Source organism: Candidatus Clostridium stratigraminis, from assembly GCF_045310675.1.
GTDB classification, from domain to species: domain Bacteria; phylum Bacillota; class Clostridia; order Clostridiales; family Clostridiaceae; genus Clostridium_AT; species Clostridium_AT stratigraminis.
On sequence record NZ_JBJHZZ010000001.1, the window covers coordinates 193,669 to 208,198 of the forward strand.

Sequence of the window (14,530 nt, forward strand, 5' to 3'; positions counted from 1 at the left end):
GTGAATTTATGAGTAGAACAATAACAGTAAATCCTTTAACACGAATAAGCGGTTTTATGGAGATAGAGGTGAAGATTGAAAAAAACAAAGTAGTTGATGCCAAAAGCAGCGGGCTATTATTTCGAGGTTTTGAAAAAATGCTTATTGGCAGATCACCTTTTGATGCTATTTACTTTACTGAGAGAATATGCGGAATTTGTTCAACGGCTCACTCAGTTACTTCTACACTTGCGTTAGAAGATGCACTAGAAGTTCATCCCAAGGAAAATGACAAGCTGCTGAGAGATATTATTCATGGCTGGGAGTTTATTCAAAATCATTTAAGACACTTCTATCTTTTTACTTTGCCGGATTTTGTGGTCACTCCAGAACTTGAACCGGTATCTTCTGCGGGAGGATATGACCTAAGGCTTCCTAAAGCTTTAAACAAGAAAATATCAGAGGATTACTTGGAGGCAATAAGGTTCAGCAGGCTAGCGCATGAAGGCTTGGCAGTACTTGGAGGAAAGGCCCCACATAATCATGGGATTTTTGTTGGAGGGGTAACAGAAGGTTTAGATGCTTCTAGGCTTATTCTTTTAAAGTATTTAGTTTCTGAAATTAAAGCCTTTATAAACAATAGAATGTTGGAAGATGTCAATATTATTGCCCATTATTATAAGGACTATTTTAAGATGGGCCGCGGATTTGGAAACCTGATGAGTTATGGAGTGTTTAACACTTACAGAGAAAAGGAAATAAGCTACGTAAAGCCTGCAGTTTTGATTAATGGACAGATAAGCCCATTTGAGCAGACAAAAATAACGGAAAATATATATAATTCATGGTATATAGGGGAAACACTTCAAGATAATCTATTTGGCAGCTTTACAGAAGATAATATGGACAAAGCTCAGGCTTACAGCTTTGTAAAAGCACCACGCTATGAAGGGCATCCTATGGAAGTAGGTCCTCTTGCAAGAATGATTTTAAGCGGCAACTATGAAAATAAGATATCTATGATGGATAGAACCATAGCTAGAGTTTTGGAGACCAAAAGGGTTATAGAAACAATTGGAGGTTTACTTGAAAGGGTCAGTTTTGAAGCTGTAGGACAAAGGCAATACGAGATTCCAGAAAGTTCGAAAGGCAGCGGACTTATGGATACAACTAGAGGGGCACTGGGACATTGGGTGTCTATTGAAAACAAGCTAATAAATCATTACAACATTATTACACCTAGTGTCTGGAACTGTTCCCCAACAGATTCAAAAGGAGTAAGAGGAGTGATAGAACAGGCCCTTATAGGCACTGAGATTCAAAACCCAGAGCAGCCTGTTGAAATAGGAAGAATTGTAAGATCCTATGACCCATGTATATCCTGCGCTACACATATTGTCAGTGATAGATTTAAACCAATGGAGCTAACAATATGTCCATAAAGATTGTTGCAATAGGAAATAAGCTTATGGGTGATGATGGAGCTGCTATTCATATAATTGAATGGCTTGGTAGAAGCTTTGAGGAAGGTGGTATTGAAGTTATTATTGGGGAGACAGACTTTGAGTATTGTCTTAGCAAAATCGAAGAAGATGACTATATAATCATAATTGATGCAACCTGGTTTGGAATTGAACCAGGAACTGTAACAGTTAATAGCTTAAAGAATATTTATAGGTTAAATGGTAATCAAAGTCTATTCTCACAACATGGATATAGCTTTATAAAAGCTCTTGGAAGTAATTATAAAGCTATTGATGGAATAATAGTGGGTATAGAAGGCAAAAGCTTTGATTTTACCTTGTCACTTAGCAGCAGTATTGAGGCTTCTTTTGATAATATATGCAGTAAAGTTCAGGAAACAATATGGAAGAGGGTTAATAACTTAAATAATAATACCATTAGCTATAATGTTAATTAATTATGACTTCCCAGAACTAAGAAAACATAATGAAGATGCAGATAAGAAAATGACATGCTTTAAAGAATTTTTGAAAGGATTGGAAGAAGGTGTTACTGAAAAGAAGATTCTTAGCATTCTTTCTCCATTGGTGCCAGATCATATGTATAGAGAAGAATGTTACTACCTGACTATACTTTCAATGGTTGCAAACACAAAAAACCCAGAATGTGATCCGACAAAGCCTAGAGTGCAAACTTAAAGAGTGGCATAAACCACTCTTATTTATTTAGTTATGTACTCAGTTAGATTTTTATTAGTATAGATTATTTTACCGTTAATTATTGTCATAAGTACTTTAGACATAATATTAAGTGGATCGCCATTATAAATAACGATATCGGCATCAAAGCCTTCCTTTAGGCTTCCAAGTTTATCGCCACAATCTAGCATTTCTGCTGGATTTGAAGTTATAAATCTTAAAGCATCAGCTTTGCTGAGACCCTCTGAAACTGCCAGAGCTGCGATAGCTCTAAATTGATCTATTGAATTATAAGGGTGGTCAGTGATTAGGGCCATTCTCACACCAGCTTCACAAAGTTCCAGTGAAGAGGCATAATTCCTTAACTTCAGTTCCATTTTTATCCTTGGAGTTAACATTGGACCAAAGGCCACAGAAACTCCTTTTTCACGGATGTAGTCTTTAATAAGGTGAGCTTCCGTTCCATGTTCAATGATTAATTTATTGATGTTAAATTCTTCAGCAATTCGTATAGCAGTTACAATATCATCTGCCCTGTGTGCATGTGCTCGAAGTATTATATCACCCTTTAGTACAGGCACAATAGCTTCAAGCCCGGCATCTCTATGATCAATTTTTCCATTATCCTTCTGAATCATGTAATCCTGAGCTCTTAGAAAATATTCTCTAATAAGAGCCGCAATACCCATTCTAGTTACTGGGCATTTTCCATTTTTTCCATATATGTAGAGAGGATCCTCACCAAAGGCTATTTTTAATCCAGATGGGCTTTTTACTACCATATTATCAATAATATTTCCATAGGTCTTCATAACTAAATTTAGACCACCGATTGGATTGTTACTACCAGGACCTGTCATTAAGGTTGTTACGCCGGCTTTTACCGCATCTTTAAAGGCAACATCTAAAGGATTAACACCATCAATAGCTCTAAGATTTGGTGTAACCGGATTTGAAGTTTCATTATTATCATAACCAAGCGTACCAGTACATTCTTCTAAAATTCCAATATGAGTGTGACAATCAACTAAACCAGGAAGCACATAGTTTTCTTTAGCATTTATTATTTTAAGATTTTCATTATCAAAGGTAATATTATCCTTTACAGCTTTGATTTTAGTGCCATCTATTAAAACATCTTTTTTTATATAATTTTTAGTTTTAAAATCAAATACAAGACCATTTTTTATTATTATATAATTCATACAATACTCCTGTATGCTTTTAAGATAATATAAGCATCATTAGCAATTAAACTTTTTTATCATAATAAGTATTTTTTCAAACATTAGATAATTTATTCTAAAATTCAAAAATAAGTATGAAGTACCATACCATAAGTAATTTAGGTTATCTCTACAGATGCTGGTACATGCAATTTATTAGAACCACTATAATTATGCTATAATAATGTTGTTATGTAGAAAGATGAGTAAGTAAGGGGAACTGTAAATGTATAAAATTCTTATAGTAGAAGATGATTTACTAATTGCAAAAACAGTGAAAAATTACATAAAGTCCTGGGGATATGAGGCAGAGTGTATAACTGATTTTAAAGATGTGCTTACTGACTTTGTTTCCTATAATCCGCAGCTTGTTCTTTTAGACATTACCTTACCTTATTTCAATGGATATCACTGGTGCAGTGAGATTCGAAAGGTTTCCAAGGTCCCAATTATTTTTATTTCATCTGCCTCAGACAACATGAATATAGTTATGGCTATGAATATGGGCGGAGACGATTTTATAGCAAAACCTTTTGATCTGAATGTGCTAACAGCAAAGGTGCAAGCTTTACTGCGCCGTACTTATGATTTCACTGGACAGACTAGCTTGCTTGAGCATAAAGGAGCAATACTTAATACAAGCGACTCTACATTAAACTATAATGGCTGTAAAATTGAGCTATCAAAGAATGAAAATAAGATAATGCAGATTCTTATGGAAAATAAAAGTAAAGCTGTGTCTAGAGATACTATTATGACAAAACTTTGGGAAACTGATAGTTATATAGATGACAATACCTTAACAGTTAATATAACAAGACTGCGTAAAAAGCTGCAGGAGGCAGGATTATTAGATTTTATTAAAACTAAAAAAGGTATAGGATATCTGGTGGAGTAATATGAAAAAAACAGATGTTTTTAATTTTATAAATTCTTATTTTATAATTCACCTTAAAGAGATCATTCTTCTTGCTGTATTCTGTTTTATCTTCGCTCTTGTGTTTTCACTATACAATCTCCCTTTAGAACCGGTGATTTACGCCATAGTGCTCTGCGCAAACCTATTGATTATTTTCCTTATTGTAGATTTTTCAAAACTATATAAAAGACATAAATTGCTTCAGAATTTAAAAAGCAGTGCTGCCTTAAATTTTGATAGTCTTCCAGAGCCTAAAGATATAACTGAAAGAGATTACTATGATTTGTTTGCTGCTGTATATAAGGAAAAGCTCCAAATTTCCTATAACGCAGAGGTAAGTCGAAGCAATTTAATAGATTATTATACTTTATGGGTTCATCAAATTAAGACGCCTATTTCAGCAATGCATTTAATCCTTCAGTCAGAGGAAAGTGAGCTAAGCTCAGAACTTTCCATGGAGCTTTTTAAGATAGAACAATATGTAGAATTTGTACTGCAGTATTTAAGGCTTGAGAGTATGTCTTCCGATCTTGTGTTAAAAAAGTACAGCCTAGATGATATAGTAAAACAGGCAGTGCGAAAATATGCAAGAATGTTTATAAGAAAGAAAATTAAGCTTAATTTTAAAGAACTAGACTGCATGGTGCTAACGGATGAAAAGTGGCTTGAATTTGTTATTGAACAGCTTCTATCAAATGCACTAAAGTATACTAAAGAGGGAACTATTTCAATCTACATGGATAGTCTTTCTGAAAAAACACTTGTTATTGAAGACACAGGTATTGGCATAAGGGAAGAAGACCTTACCCGTATATTTGAAAGAGGGTTTACAGGGTTTAACGGACGATGGGATAAAAAGTCTACAGGCCTTGGATTGTACATGTGCAAGCAAATTTTAGGCAAGCTTTCTCACAGTATTATAATAGAATCAAAGCTTGATGTAGGCACGAGGATAATGATTAATTTGGAAACAATTAAGGTAGATGTAGAATAATTTGCTCGATAGTCATTGCAATAAAAGCTTTGAAAATTGAATAAGCGGTGAAAAATAGTATGAAAATTTTCTGTGCTCTATTAGTTATAAAATGATATAATTAGGAGCAATTCAAACAGAATAACAAATTGTTGTACACAACATTCTTTAAAGTATTAACAGAGTTTTTAAATACTTTCATTATGGTGTATGATAAAATATTAATAATATAAGAAGAATTTAATTATGATGGAGTTGATTGTGTGAATAGTAAAGTTTTAACTTTGGCTGTTTTTGTATGTGTAATAACATTTTTAGGCGGTACATTCGCTTATAGTTATATTGGGAAAAAGACTATAGTAAGTAAATCGTCAGAAACAGCAGATAAGGTTAATAGTAGTGAAAATAAAAAACAGCCATCACAGTTAGAGAATAATAAGGAGTTAAAGCACTATTTTTTTATAAAAGAAAATAGTATGAATGCTATCAAGTTAATAGGCATACAAGGAAAGTTTGGGCTAACTGAACCTCGTAAACAAGACAACTTTGTTTATACAACACTTTATTTGTGGGGAAATGATAAAGATGTTCTGAATAAACAGCTTAAAATTGTTGCTTTAAATAGTAGTGGAAATCATATAGAAATTCCAAATTTATATAAAATAACAAAAGATGGTCATGGAGATGTTGTTGAAAAAAATACTCTTTCAACAGCGAGAGAAAATTTAAATATGAGATTACCAAGTGATGGATTATGGAATTTAAATATATATCTTGATGATGTTTTATTAGGAAATGCTGTAATAGATATTAATGATACAGGAAATAATCCTACAACCCCTGTCCCACTACAAAAAAGTTTGGGATTGTAGTGACTTTTATTATAACACAATCTTCTTACTTAACGTCACAACAATAACAAACGTATAATTATTTTGAACACCGCATTATTCATGGTTGAATTTTGCGGTATTTTTATGTGGTAATTCAAGTATTAGACTAAGAAAGAATATCATTTTTTATAGGGACTGCAAAGAATATAGACACCAACAACAATAATTATTAGCCCTATAAATGTAGATATGCTAACAACAAGGTCGTTATAATTACCCAAGAAATCAACTATATTATCCATAATTATTTCCTCTCTTATAAATGTTGATTATGTTTATTATTTCAAAAGATATATTTTGTATGTATATAAGCACTTTGGGATATAGTTTTAATTTTATATTCTCATATAAAAATCGCTTAATAATGAAGGTGATTAGTTGGATAAGAAAGTATATATTGAAGAGAATGTAAAAATATATAAAGCATGCGGTATGTTATTTTTAGGATGTTAGTATATTTAATAATTTTAGGGAAAGATAACTTTGCACAATAATTTTTAAATATACTAGGAGGAGTTTATGAAGAAATATTTAAGTTGTTTTTTAATTGCATGTACCGTAATAGCAGTCCAGGTATTCTCTGAAAGTAATGTGAGTGCTAAATCTATTGTCGATATTTCTACTACCGCGATAAGCAATGCGGAGCGAAATCAAGAATTCCCTATTCCGAAGCTTGTAAGTCTTGAACAGATTTCGCCAAATCAAATTCAAATTAGTTATGATAGAGATGTAGACTTAAAACTAGGAACAAAGGCAACTAACTACTGGATTCAAGATACAATGAATTTTACTCCTAAAGGCATAGCCACACTTGGTAAAAATGAAAAAGCAAATGCAAATAATTCGCTTACTGATAATTTAGTTAAAATAAACCCAGTAAATGGCTTAAGAAATACTTTTATATTAACTTTTAGCAAAAATATCCCAAGCGGGAAAGAGTATAAGTTAATAATTTGTTATGTGACGGTTCAAGGAGCTCCTCCATACAGCGGAGATAATGGATCAGCTACATTTGTTGGTAAATAGAACATACTCTATTAATGGATCCCTCAGCAATTCATAAATTTATTTTTAATTGAATAACCTAATAATAGTTAATTATTTATTGGAGGTTATAAATGGGGTACTATGTAAAAGTAGAACCTAATGTAAAAGTTTATGTTGAGGATCTTAACCCTAAGAGTACAAAGACAATTTTATTTCTACACGGTTGGCCTGGAAGTCATAAGCTATTTGAATATCAATTCAATCAGCTTCCAAAGATGGGATATAGATGCATAGGAATAGACACAAGAGGATTTGGAAATTCAGATAAGCCTTGGAATGGTTACGGATACGATAGATTATCAGATGATGTTCGGTGTGTGGTAGAAGCGCTTTCATTACATGACTTTACACTGGCAGGGCATTCAACAGGGGGAGCAATTGCTCTTCGATATATGGGACGACATAAAGGACACGGAGTATCTAAGCTTGTTCTTATTGATGCAGCAGCTCCTAGCCTTATAAAGCGTCAGGATTTTCCATATGGTTTAGAAAAAGAAGTTGTAATCAAAATTATTCAGGGAACATATACTGATCGTCCTAAAATGCTGAAAGATTTTGGCGACACATTTTTCTTTCAGTATATTACTGAACCATTTTCTGATTGGTTTTTTCAATTGGGATTACAGGCGGCAGGGTGGGCAACTGCTGCTATTGCAAATACTTGGATAAATGAAGTACTGTTTTCTGATTTAGAAACTATAAATGTTCCAACTTTAATTATTCATGGCATCCATGATAAAGTTGTTCCATTTTCACTTGGTGAAATACAAAATAAAAGTATCAAGAACTCAAAGCTTATACCATTTGAATTTAGTGGTCACGCAACATTCTATGATCAACAAGATAAATTCAATGAGGAATTAATGAAGTTTATTGAAGAATAAAGCTAGAAATATAAATACTGTATTTACCAGAAATGGATTTTACAGTATTTTTATTTTTAAAATTAAGGAGCTGATAAAGTTAAATGTATATGGCAACCTGTAAAGATTATAGGAATAAAATAAGTTCAGACCAAAGAAAGAAAAGAGGCTGCCTAAAAACAGCAAATAAAAAACTAACAAGAGTTTATTTACTAAAAAAGGGGGATCTACAACACTCATTATTCAAACTCTTGTTAGTGGAGTGAAACTTTGGAACACAATACCATTTTATGATTAAAACTTAAATATGTTACGCATTAAAAATATAGATTTTGTAACCAAACTAATAACTTCTTTATAGTATAAATTAGGACAAGCTAAAAAGGAGGTGATGATTTTTGAGGTGTAGAATTGAAAGTGACAGATTTTTAGATGATGACTTTTCTGATAGTTTTATTTCTGACAGATGTTGCTTTCATAGATGTTGCTGCTGTTGTTGTGTAAGATGCTGCTGTATAAGATGCCGTAGAAGAAGACGCCGTAGAAGAACAAGTTGTTGGTGGTAATATAAGTAAGTTACTTTTGTTTTAAGTTCCCTTTTAGCTGTAGAAACTTTTGAAGCCTACAGCTATTTATTATATGAAAAAGTAATGTAATAGCATGGAAAATATGAAACATGTGAGTATTATGAGCCAATAAAAAGAAAAGTAAATATACTTGGGATTTTTTATTTTTTGAAGAATTGTAAATTGAATGCAGAATATAATAATAACAGTTAGACGTATTGTTAAAGTATTGTACAACAGCATAAAAAGATGCTGCAATCTTATATTTTATATTTGCGCATCCTTATAATTTATGACAAAGTAATTTCAAAAAAATGGGGGGATACTATGTGGGAATATAAAACAGAGATAATTAGTTCGCTTTTTGATACTACACGATCACTTAAAGAGAAATGTGATACTATTCTTAAGAAATATTCTAATGAAGGTTGGGAATTTGTCCATACCCAATCTACAGATATATTTGGCTGTATGTTGATATTTATATTTAAAAGAGAAAAGAAGCAATCATAATGTTAATCATCATTAATTTTCTTTTAAGTTGGCTACATTGATAGTGTGATTATTTCACAAGCAGAAATTGATTTAAAGAAGAAACAGCTATTAGGTCCGTAAAATAAAAAGCTCTGATTTTTCAGGGCTTTATTTTTTACCATTAACTACAAACAAAATAAATTAGCACTATCAAATTTAAAACTTAATAGTGCCTTTATATAGGAGATTTCAACAAGTTACCATCCGCTGCTTCCTACAGAATTATGAACGAATGCTGCAATTCTATCTATTGGAATATCAACTATATCTCCGAAATTTCTTCCATTGCAATCAAATCTGTTTCTGTCATTATTTCTTTCAGTATTTCTATTTTCTTCATTGTCCATTTCACCGAGTTCATTATTAAATTCAGAGTTTCTTCTTATTCTATTTCTTCTTTCTTCATCACAACAATTGCCAAGGGCACATCCTGGTGCTGAGCCAATTGAAACTATTAATCTAACAAAACCTCTATTAACAGAAGCTAAAACTCCTGTAAATCCTCTTCCAGATTCTCCACCACTTGTTGTAAATATTGTTACAGTTTGTCCAATATGACGAGCTAAGTTATTTGCAATACTAAATCCATCTGGCATATTAAATCCCTCCTGATTTTATAGATATCTTGTCCCAGTACATAATATGCAGTTAGTTTTACATTGCCACTAAAGTTAATTGAATATAAAAAATAAAAATAGAAAATGTTCTGATATCGGATTTTTGTTTTTTCTCCAATAGTGATATAAGCTTTAACAGAAGGAGTGATTTTTACAAAACTTATATGTAAATGCGGAAATGTAGAAGATATTATAACAGACAAACCAGTAGAGAACTTTCATTTCAGAAATTGTGGTTATGGATCTGCAGCATTGGTTTGTAAAAAGTAGTAAAAGTATTACAAATGGCTATTTTAAATATATTCTCCTTAAATACTCATGAGTTAGGAATTATATCAACCTTACAAAGACGTAAGGTTAGAGGAAGAAATGTAAGCCAAAGTTAAGGCAGACATTTCTTCCTTTTGCTATACTGAACATGATAAGAGAAATGAGCACCATTAGAATGCCCAGTGTGACCAGTGAGGAGGTTAAAGTCCTAAATGGACTTTAACGGGCAGTTTACGAGTGGGAACGAGTAAGTTCAAACTGCCCAGTGGGCGAAGCCAAAGTCCTAAATGGACTTTAACGGGCAGTTTACGAGCGGGAGCGAGTAAGCTCAAACTGCGCAGTGGGCGAAGCCAAAGTCCTAAATGGACTTTAGCGGGTAGTTTACGAGTGGGAACGAGTAAGCTGAAACTGCCCAGTGTTTCAAGTGAAAGGAGAAAAGTTATGTCACTATTAGAAGTAAAAAAACTTAAAAAAATATATACCACCCGTTTTGGTTCAAATCATGTTCAGGCTTTAGACAATGTGTCCTTTTCGGTGGAAAAGGGTGAATATTTAGCTATCATGGGGGAATCTGGCTCAGGTAAGACTACTCTTTTAAACATCATTGCAGCTCTAGATAAGCCTACAAGCGGTGAGGTAGTTTTAAGCGGAATAAGCAGCATGAATATTAAGGAAAAGGAAATTTCTAGGTTCCGTCGTGATAATCTTGGCTTTGTGTTTCAAGACTTTAATCTTCTTGATACCTTTTCCCTGCAGGATAATATATTTTTACCTCTAGTTTTATCCGGCAAGTCTTTTGACGAAATGAGCAGCCGCTTAAAGCCAATAGCAGAGAAACTTAATATTAGTGAGCTTTTGCAAAAATATCCTTATGAGGTATCCGGAGGTCAAAAGCAAAGGGCAGCAGTTGCCAGGGCATTAATTACTAATCCACAGCTTGTTCTTGCAGATGAGCCTACTGGAGCCCTGGATTCTCACTCAAGTGATGAGCTTCTTCGTCTGTTTAATGATATTAATAAAGAAGGACAGACTATAATAATGGTTACTCACAGCACTAAAGCAGCCAGTCATGCAAGCCGTGTGCTTTTTATAAAGGATGGAGAGGTGTTCCATCAACTTTATAGAGCCTCCATGTCCCAAGAAGAAATGTATCAAAAAATTTCTGATACTCTTACTATAATTGCTACAGGCGGTGTTAGAAATGAGTAAGATATTATATCAGAAGCTGGCTGTAACTAATATTAAAAAGAATGGAAAGACTTATTTCCCATATATACTAACTTGCATAAGCACTATTGCCATGTTTTATATTATGCACTTTATATCGGTAAATGAGGGCTTAGATAGTATGTCTGGGGGAGCACAGCTTAAAGCTATTCTTAATTTAGGAACCTATGTTATTTGCTTCTTTTCCGTGATTTTTCTCTTTTATACTAACAGCTTTCTTATAAAAAGGCGTAAAAAAGAGCTGGGGTTATATAATATTTTGGGTATGGAGAAAAAGCATATTGCCAAAGTGCTGTTTTGGGAAACCTTTTTTGTAGCCCTTTTAAGCATGGCCTTGGGTGTTTTTTTAGGAATTGCAGTAAGCAAGCTTATGTTTTTAGTGCTTCTTAAGATATTACACTTTAAAGTGACTATGGGATTTTTCATATCAGTTCAGTCCTTAATTGAAACTGTCATTCTCTTTGGTTTTACTTTTCTATTAACTCTTATAAACAATCTAAGGCAGATTCATCTTTCAAAGCCTGTTGAGCTTCTAAAAGGCGGTGAGGTTGGTGAAAAAGAGCCAAAGACAAAGTGGATTCTTACTTTAATTGGAGTTCTAAGCCTAGGAGCAGGCTACTATATTTCATTAACTACAGAGTCGCCTTTAGCTGCACTTAATATGTTCTTTCTGGCAGTAATTTTTGTCATGATAGGAACCTGGGCATTGTTTACTGCAGGAAGTATTGCTCTTTTAAAAAAGCTTAGAAAAAATAAGAAATTTTATTATAAGACTAATCATTTTATAAATGTGTCTGGTATGATTTATCGTATGAAACAGAATGCAATAGGACTTGCTAACATTTGTATTCTTTCAACTACTGTTCTTGTGATGATATCTACTACAGTATCGTTATATATTGGTATGGAAGATGTGCTAAGAACAAGATATCCAAGAGATATTTCAATAAGTGCAGAAAACGTATCTAAAGAAAAAGCAGAGATGATTAATAATCTTATCAAAGCTCAGGCAGATGAAGATAATATTGCTATGAAAAATATAGTTAAATACCGATCTTTGTCTCTACCTATGATACAGGATAAGAATTGCTTCACAGATTCAAGCAATAACTTAAACGCAAACAATATAGGCTTCTTAGATTTTATACCATTAAGCGAATATAATAATAAGGAAAATAAGTCTATTTCTTTAAAGGAAAATGAAGTGCTGCTCTTTACTTATAGGGGAGAAATAGCTGGAGACAGTATTAATATTTTAGGCAATGAATTTAAAATAAAGAAACGTATTAATAACATGACAGTGGATGGGATTGCCTCCGCAGTAGTTGCTAATGGCTACTTTATTGTGGTACCTAATGAGAAAACAATTGAGAAAATATATGGTTCCAGCTCTAAAGCTAATGGCAAAATGGGGGATTTATCTTATTACTTTGCCTTTTATACGGATAGCAATGCAAAAAAGGAAATTGCTTTAGCTAATGAAATTAATAGCAAAATAAAGCAATTATCTGTTAATGGAAGTTGTGAAGGCTTGGAAGCATACAGAGAAACTTTCTTTTCTCTGTACGGAGGACTTTTCTTTCTAGGTATCTTCCTTGGAGCACTTTTTATTATGGCTACTGTACTAATAATATACTATAAGCAGATTTCAGAAGGCTATGATGATAAGGAACGTTTTGAAATTATGCAGAAGGTTGGCATGAGCAAAGAAGAAATTAAGAAGTCAATTGGCAATCAAGTGCTTATGGTGTTCTTCCTGCCACTTGTAACAGCAATTATTCATATTGCCTTTGCCTTTAAGGTTATAGTTAAGCTTCTTTCAGTATTAAATCTAACTAATGTTAAATTGTTTGTAAGCTGCACAGCAGGAACGATTTTTGTATTTGTCATTTTCTATGTTATTGTTTATTTCCTTACTTCACGAGTTTATTATAAAATTGTCAGCTGATTTATTTTAATAATGAAGACCCAAAATAGCAGCCTCCAATTGGGACTGCTATTTTGTTGAGATTTTTTCTATAATTAACACTATTTAAGGGTTTCTTATATGGGAGACTACTTATTATTTTTAGCATAAAACCTTAAGGCTTCTCCAATAAATATAGATGCACCAGCTCCATATTTCTCAACCAATACTTTTTTATAAGCAGACTCTGACAAATACTGCTCTGCCTGATAGCTCCAATAATTTTCTCCCACCTCTACCTTCAAAGTTTCATGCTGCAATTGTGTCTCATTTACTATCTCAGAAATAATTTCTTGAATTTCCTTTGAGAAAGGATCTTTATATAAATCAGCTGTAAGCTTTTTATATAGTGTTTCTATTTTAGGCTCATAATCGCCTAAATAAATTTTTAAAGCATTTCCAATAAATTTAGATGCACCATTTCCATATTTCTTATCAACTTCTTCTATCCAATCAGGAAATACTAAGTAAAGTCGTACCATAGTATACCAATAATAGTCTCCCATATTAGTTTTAAAAGCTTCATAATCTTTTGAAGCTGTATTAGTTATTTCACCAGCAATTTCTTGAATTTCCTTTGAAGAAGGATCTTTGCTTAAGTCAGCAGTAAGCCTTTTATATAGTTCTTTTAATTTAGGATGCTTATCATAAAGACAATCCTTTTTAAACTCATCAATTTGTTCTGCTTTAGTTATCGCAAGACTATTATTCAAATTTTTCTTTACGGCTTCAGCATATTTTTTTATACTTCCATATTCCTCTATGGCCATTTTGGCAAGCTTTGCTTCTCCAGCTTTTATTTTTTCAATCATTTCATCAAATTTATCTACACTTCCAAACTGCCTAATTACTTTATCCTTATTTTCTTTCTTAAATTCTTCTAGTACATTATAATATTCACTCATATCAAATTCTTTAAAACTCATCCTATTCTCTCCTTTTAAGGTTTTATTAATAAGCTCTATCAAACCATTTAATCTATCCCGTTTTAAAATGATTAATTTCTTATGATTTTCAAGTGCCTTCAACTTATCAAAGCCAGGACTCGTTATGACTTCTTTAATTTCCTTTAGTGGTAAATCAAGTTCCTTAAAAAATAAAATCTGCTGCAGGGTTTCAAGAGCTTCATCATCATAAAGTCTATAACCTGCTTCCGTTAATTTAGTTGGTTTTAATAATCCAATCTTATCATAGTGGTGCAGCATACGTACACTTAGTCCTGTAAAATCTGAAACTTGTTTTATTGTTCTCATAACTTCACCCCAAATTTTGATTTGAGAAGCTTAAT

15 protein-coding genes are annotated in these 14,530 nt (G+C 32.7%); 12 read left to right on the plus strand and 3 right to left on the minus strand.

The window, feature by feature from the left end; translation table 11 throughout:
- Positions 1–8 precede the first annotated feature (8 nt).
- Genes ACJDUG_RS01020 through ACJDUG_RS01030 form a run of 3 tightly spaced genes read left to right on the plus strand, consistent with a single transcriptional unit; the run spans position 9 to position 2,141 of the window.
- Positions 9–1,421: a nickel-dependent hydrogenase large subunit gene (locus tag ACJDUG_RS01020; RefSeq protein WP_406768014.1), complete on the plus strand. Its 1,413-nt coding sequence runs from the start codon at positions 9–11 to the stop codon at positions 1,419–1,421.
- The gene (locus ACJDUG_RS01025) at positions 1,412–1,900 is read left to right on the plus strand and encodes a hydrogenase maturation protease (protein ID WP_406768015.1); all 489 of its coding nucleotides are present in this window, start codon (positions 1,412–1,414) and stop codon (positions 1,898–1,900) included. The genes ACJDUG_RS01020 and ACJDUG_RS01025 overlap by 10 nt, the downstream gene beginning before the upstream one ends.
- Positions 1,890–2,141, plus strand: a complete 252-nt coding sequence (locus tag ACJDUG_RS01030; RefSeq protein ID WP_406768016.1) for a DUF2935 domain-containing protein — start codon at positions 1,890–1,892, stop codon at positions 2,139–2,141. The genes ACJDUG_RS01025 and ACJDUG_RS01030 overlap by 11 nt, the downstream gene beginning before the upstream one ends.
- Before the next feature lie 23 nt (positions 2,142–2,164).
- On the opposite strand, the gene ACJDUG_RS01035 is transcribed toward ACJDUG_RS01030, so the two are convergent.
- A complete protein-coding gene (locus tag ACJDUG_RS01035; protein ID WP_406768017.1) occupies positions 2,165–3,346 on the minus strand; it encodes an amidohydrolase in 1,182 nt (393 codons plus the stop codon).
- A gap of 247 nt (positions 3,347–3,593) precedes the next feature.
- On the opposite strand from ACJDUG_RS01035, the gene ACJDUG_RS01040 reads away from it, so the two are divergent.
- The 7 genes from ACJDUG_RS01040 (at position 3,594) to ACJDUG_RS01070 (ending at position 9,141) form a co-directional block, all read left to right on the plus strand.
- A complete protein-coding gene (locus ACJDUG_RS01040) occupies positions 3,594–4,265 on the plus strand; it encodes a response regulator transcription factor (protein WP_406768018.1) in 672 nt (223 codons plus the stop codon).
- Between the two features lies 1 nt (position 4,266).
- On the plus strand, positions 4,267–5,280 hold the full coding sequence (locus tag ACJDUG_RS01045) for a sensor histidine kinase (protein ID WP_406768019.1): 1,014 nt from the start codon (positions 4,267–4,269) through the stop codon (positions 5,278–5,280).
- A 242-nt stretch (positions 5,281–5,522) separates the two neighbouring features.
- Positions 5,523–6,131 carry a hypothetical protein gene (locus ACJDUG_RS01050; protein WP_406768020.1) on the plus strand — a complete coding sequence of 203 codons (609 nt, stop codon included), beginning with the start codon at positions 5,523–5,525 and terminating at the stop codon, positions 6,129–6,131.
- A gap of 540 nt (positions 6,132–6,671) precedes the next feature.
- Positions 6,672–7,178 carry a hypothetical protein gene (locus ACJDUG_RS01055; protein ID WP_406768021.1) on the plus strand — a complete coding sequence of 169 codons (507 nt, stop codon included), beginning with the start codon at positions 6,672–6,674 and terminating at the stop codon, positions 7,176–7,178.
- Positions 7,179–7,270: 92 nt separating this feature from the next.
- A complete protein-coding gene (locus ACJDUG_RS01060) occupies positions 7,271–8,083 on the plus strand; it encodes an alpha/beta fold hydrolase (protein ID WP_406768022.1) in 813 nt (270 codons plus the stop codon).
- A gap of 377 nt (positions 8,084–8,460) precedes the next feature.
- Positions 8,461–8,628, plus strand: coding sequence for a hypothetical protein (locus ACJDUG_RS01065; RefSeq protein ID WP_406768023.1), 168 nt, complete (start codon positions 8,461–8,463; stop codon positions 8,626–8,628).
- A gap of 327 nt (positions 8,629–8,955) precedes the next feature.
- Positions 8,956–9,141 carry a DUF4177 domain-containing protein gene (locus ACJDUG_RS01070; RefSeq protein ID WP_406768024.1) on the plus strand — a complete coding sequence of 62 codons (186 nt, stop codon included), beginning with the start codon at positions 8,956–8,958 and terminating at the stop codon, positions 9,139–9,141.
- A gap of 218 nt (positions 9,142–9,359) precedes the next feature.
- Here the strand turns inward: ACJDUG_RS01070 and ACJDUG_RS01075 are convergent, their stop codons facing one another.
- On the minus strand, positions 9,360–9,758 hold the full coding sequence (locus ACJDUG_RS01075; RefSeq protein ID WP_406768025.1) for a hypothetical protein: 399 nt from the start codon (positions 9,756–9,758) through the stop codon (positions 9,360–9,362).
- 732 nt (positions 9,759–10,490) lie between these two features.
- Here ACJDUG_RS01075 and ACJDUG_RS01080 point away from each other — a divergent pair.
- The gene (locus tag ACJDUG_RS01080; RefSeq protein ID WP_406768026.1) at positions 10,491–11,258 is read left to right on the plus strand and encodes an ABC transporter ATP-binding protein; all 768 of its coding nucleotides are present in this window, start codon (positions 10,491–10,493) and stop codon (positions 11,256–11,258) included.
- Positions 11,251–13,224, plus strand: a complete 1,974-nt coding sequence (locus tag ACJDUG_RS01085; RefSeq protein ID WP_406768027.1) for an ABC transporter permease — start codon at positions 11,251–11,253, stop codon at positions 13,222–13,224. Before ACJDUG_RS01080 ends, ACJDUG_RS01085 begins: the two co-directional genes overlap by 8 nt.
- A 107-nt stretch (positions 13,225–13,331) precedes the next feature.
- On the opposite strand, the gene ACJDUG_RS01090 is transcribed toward ACJDUG_RS01085, so the two are convergent.
- Positions 13,332–14,495 carry a MerR family transcriptional regulator gene (locus ACJDUG_RS01090; RefSeq protein WP_406768028.1) on the minus strand — a complete coding sequence of 388 codons (1,164 nt, stop codon included), beginning with the start codon at positions 14,493–14,495 and terminating at the stop codon, positions 13,332–13,334.
- Positions 14,496–14,530: the final 35 nt, after the last annotated feature.